The organism is Azospira sp. I13 (assembly GCF_003112695.1).
GTDB lineage: Bacteria > Pseudomonadota > Gammaproteobacteria > Burkholderiales > Rhodocyclaceae > Azospira.
In genome coordinates, this window is record NZ_BFBP01000004.1 from 97,749 (window position 1) to 102,077 (window position 4,329).

General features: G+C 62.9%; 1 protein-coding gene. It reads right to left on the reverse strand.

All coding sequences use genetic code 11. From position 1 onward, the window contains the following. Positions 1 to 4,329, reverse strand: a 4,329-nt coding sequence (locus AZSI13_RS05160) for an S-layer family protein (protein WP_165833344.1), incomplete at both ends; no start/stop codon positions are given.

Consider the following 4,329-nt stretch of genomic DNA (forward strand, 5'->3'; position numbering starts at 1 on the left):
AAGGAAGCCGGTGGTGGGGTTGGCCTGGCCGTAGCTGCGGCTCTGGTTGCCGGCCTGGAGAACGATGGGGCGGGGGGTGATGGCGAGGCTGCCGTCCTGATAGGTGATGGCGTAGTTGCCGGCCAGGCCGTTGCTGAAGGCGGCATTGCTGGGGCTCAGGGCAAAGCTCTGGCCCGCATTGGCATTGGTGGCGGCGGTGGAGGAAACGCTGGCGTTGCCCAGGGCATCGCTGCCCACCAGAGTGCCGGCGGTGAGGGTCAGGGCGCCCGCGGTGGGATTGGCATCGCCATAGATACGGCTCTGGTCGGCGGCCTTGACCGTGATGGCCCGGGGGCTGACGGTGAGGGCACCGTTGACGTAGGTGATGGCGTAGTTGCCAGAGGAAAGGCCGCTCGGGGTGATGGCATAGCTGCCGGCATTGACGGCGCCGAAGGCATTGCCACCGAAGGTGACGGAACCACCGAGTACACTGCCATCCTGACCGGGCACGAAGCCGGCCACGATAACGCTGGGCGTGCCGTTCCAGGCCAGGCCGTCGTAGGCCTTGCTGACATTGCTGGCAGTGACGGTGAGCGGTGCCTTGGCCACATTCAGCGCGCCGTTGACGTAGGAAATGGCGTAGTTGCTGGAAGTCAGACCGCTCGGGGCGATGGCATAGCTGCCGGCGTTGATGGCACCAAAGGCGCTGCCACCGTAGGCCACGGAGCCGCCCAGGACGCTGGCGTTCTCACCCAGGACAAAGCCGCTATAGCTGACCCCGGGCGTGCCGTTCCAGGCCAGGCCGTCGTAAGTCTTGCCGGCATTGGCGGCGGTGACGGTGAGGGGGGCCTTGGCAATGGTCAGGCTGCCGTTGAGGTAGCCGATGTTGTAGTTACTCGCCAGGCCGCTGCTGAAGGCAACGTTGCTGCCCACCAGCGCGTAACTCTGGCCGGCCTGGGCGTTGGCGTCCGCACTGCTGCTCAGGGTGGCCGTGCCCAGCACGTCTCCGGCGACCAGGTTGCCGCTGAACAGGCTGAGGGTGCCGGAGGTGGGATTGGCCTGGCCGTAGGTGCGGCTCTGGTTGCCGGCCTGGAGGACGATGGTACGGGGGGTGATGGCGAGGCTGCCATCCTGGTAGGTGATGGCGTAGTTGCCGGCCAGGCCGCTGCTGAAGGTGGCATTGCTGGGCTGCAGGGAAAAACTCTGGCCCGCATTGGCGTTGGTGGCGGCGGTGGAGGAAACGCTGGCGTTGCCCAGGACATCGCTGCCCACCAGGGAGCCGGCGGTGAGGGCCAGGGCGCCCGCGGTGGGATTGGCATCGCCATAGACACGGCTCTGGTCGGCGGCCTTGACCGTGATGGCCCGGGGGCTGACGGTGAGGGCGCCGTTGCTGTAGCTGATGGCGTAGTTGCTGCTGCTCAGGCCGCCCGGGGTGATGGTGTAGCTGCCGGCATTGACCGCACCGAAAGCATTGCCGCCGTAAGTGACGGTACCGCTGAGTGCACTGGCGTCCTCGCTCAGGACAAAGCCGCTGTAACTGACTCCGGGGGCGCCGCTCCAGGCCAGGCCGTCGTAGGTCTTGCCCGCATTAACGGCGGTGACGGTGAGGGGGGCTTTGGCCACGGTCAGGGTGCCATCCTGGTAGGTGATGGCGTAATTGCTGGCCAGACCCGAACTGAATGCAGCATTGCTCGGTGTCACGGCGTAGCTCTGGCCGGCCTGGGCCGAGGCGCCGGCCGGGGAGGACAGGCTGGCCGTGCCCAGGGTATCCCCGTTGACCAGGCTGCCGCCGGTCAGGGTGATGAAGCCGGTGGCGGGGTTGGCGCTGCCGTAGTAACGGTTCAAGGCATTGGCCTGGACCGTGATGGGGCGAGGTGTGATGGCGAGGCTGCCATCCTGATAGGTAATGGCGTAATTGCTGGCCAGGCCGTTGCTGAAGGCGGCATTGCTGGGCGTCAGGGCAAAGCTTTGGCCCGCATTGGCGCCAACCGTCGCAGTGGATGAAACCGAGGCGTTGGCCAGGCTGTTGCTACCCACCAGGCTGCCGGAAGTAAGCAATAGGCTGCCCGTCACGGGGTTGGCATCGCCATAGGAGCGGCTCTGATCCGCGGCCTTGACGGTAATGGGCCGGGGGGAGATGGTCAGGGTGCCGGGGACGTAGTAAATCGTCCCGAAGTGCTGCCAGTACGCAAGATCATCGGGAATGCCCTCTCCGACCGGCTTGGGGGGCGCGCTCAAGCCTTGGGGGGTAATGGTGTAGGTCCCGGCATTGGTGGCTCCCTGGTAGCTACCGGAATAGGACAAGGTGCCAACGGTGGTGGCACCGCTCTGGCTGGCCGTGAGTGCAGAAGAGAACGCCGTGCCGTCGAACGTCTTGCTGGCGTCATTGGCGAAAACAAACGTGTCCCGCTGGAACTTCCGAAGTACCGGGTAACTGGCATTCGGGGGAATGGCCCAGTTTTTTGAAAAATCGAAGGTTGGGTAGCTATCGGCAGATGCTGTGCCGGAGGAAATGACACTCCCCTGGGGGCGTGGGGAACCATACGGGTCGTAGGGATTGATGTACCAGCCTGACGGGTAGTAGTTGTTGACTGCGGAAGGAACAACCGAGCTATCCCAATGGCCAATGACCCCGCTTGTGAAAGGGCCGGCAGCGGTTTGGTAGGTGTTGTAAGCGTAGTTATTGTCCAGAACGACGACGGCAGGAGTCATGCTATTTCGTCCCTCCAGGAGAGCCAGCCAATCTCCTTGGTAGCCCAATATGGCGCCAAGAACAGATTGATCCGCCCAGTCGACCAGGATTTTTGAGAGGGTGTAATTATTTTTAATTTCTCCGCCCCCCAAGGCACTGCCTACCAATCCCCCGATAGCAGCGCTGTTTATCGCTCCGTAGGCCTCTGATGATTTGATGTCATTGGCGGCGTAGGAATAGGTCAGGCTGCTCGCGTTCAACACGCCAAGCAGCGCACCAATGCTGTTTCCAACTCCTCCGGCGACGGTGCCTTTCTCGGAGTAAACGCCTGTCACCACCGTGGAGTAGGCATAGCCGATCAAACTGCCTACCCCGTAACTGTAGTAATCCCAAACACCATTCGTATTCCCGCCAGCAATCACCGGACTGATCAGCCCCAGGTCAGAGATTCTTGCCGAATTGGTAGCGCCAAAAAGCCCAACCTGCGCGGCGTCGGGCCGGTTGATGGTGAGCTTGTTGATGGTATGCCCCAGGCCGGCAAATACACCCTTGAAGAACGCTGTACTACTGCCAATGGGGGCAAACCCTTTACCACTATTCCATGTCGCCGTTTCCGTCGCGTCAATGTCGTCCGCCAGGGCGTAATAGCCGCTCAGGTTGCTGGACATGTTCTGCAGATCAGCTACCGAGCGAATCAGCTGAAAGGACTTTTCAGCACCTTCCATGCCCATTTTCAGCGTTGCGGCATTGCCACTCAGAGTGATCTTTGCGCCCCGGTTAAAAACCGGGTAGTACACATTCACATAATCGTAAGTTTTTCCGGTCAGGATCAGGCCTGCGTTCTGGCCGGTTGCGGTGATATCCGCATTCACATTCACATGGCCCTGGGCCCGTAAGGCCAGGGTGGTATCGGCACTCCAGCTGACTGGGGCATTGACGTGGATATCACCATTCCCGGCAACGCTGCCATTGGCGCTCTGGATGGTCACGTTGCCCAGGTTCAGGTCGGCAGAAAGCTGCCGTCCCGTGATGTCGCCGCTGCTCAGGCCGATGGTGTAGTCATTCGGATCAATCAACCACGTTCCGCTCTTGCCCCGGGCGGCCAGGGTGGTGACCTTGCGGTTGCCGGGCAGGGAGACCTTGGCCGCGCTGGTTTCAACGAAGCCGCCATTGCCGCTGGTGGGGGCGGAAGCATCCAGCACCCCGCTGTGCTGCACTTCGCCATGGTCCATGTCAGCCAGCAGCAGGATCTTGCCTTCCTTCTCCTGCAGGGTGCGGGCCTGGACGGTGCCGCTGTTGGCCACCACGCCAGCCGAGAGGGCATCGGCGGCCTTGCTGGTCATCACCACCTGGCCGCCATCGGCCACGATCATCTGCTTGTTCTCGATCAGGGTCTTCACCGTGGCCGGGGCCACGGCCACCTGCAGGAAGCCGTTGGCGCCCCCTTCCAGGGTCACCTTGTCGCCGGCCGCCAGGGCCACGCTGCCCAGGCGGGCGCTGATGATGCCTTCGTTCTTCACCGTCGGCGCCAGCAAGGCCACCAGGCCGCCATCCCCCGCCTTGAGTTCGCCCTGGTTGAGGATGGCGCCGGTGGCGCCGTTGCGGGTGAAGCGCAGCTTGCCGGCGAGGAAGTCTTCGTTGGTGATGTCCAGGGTGGA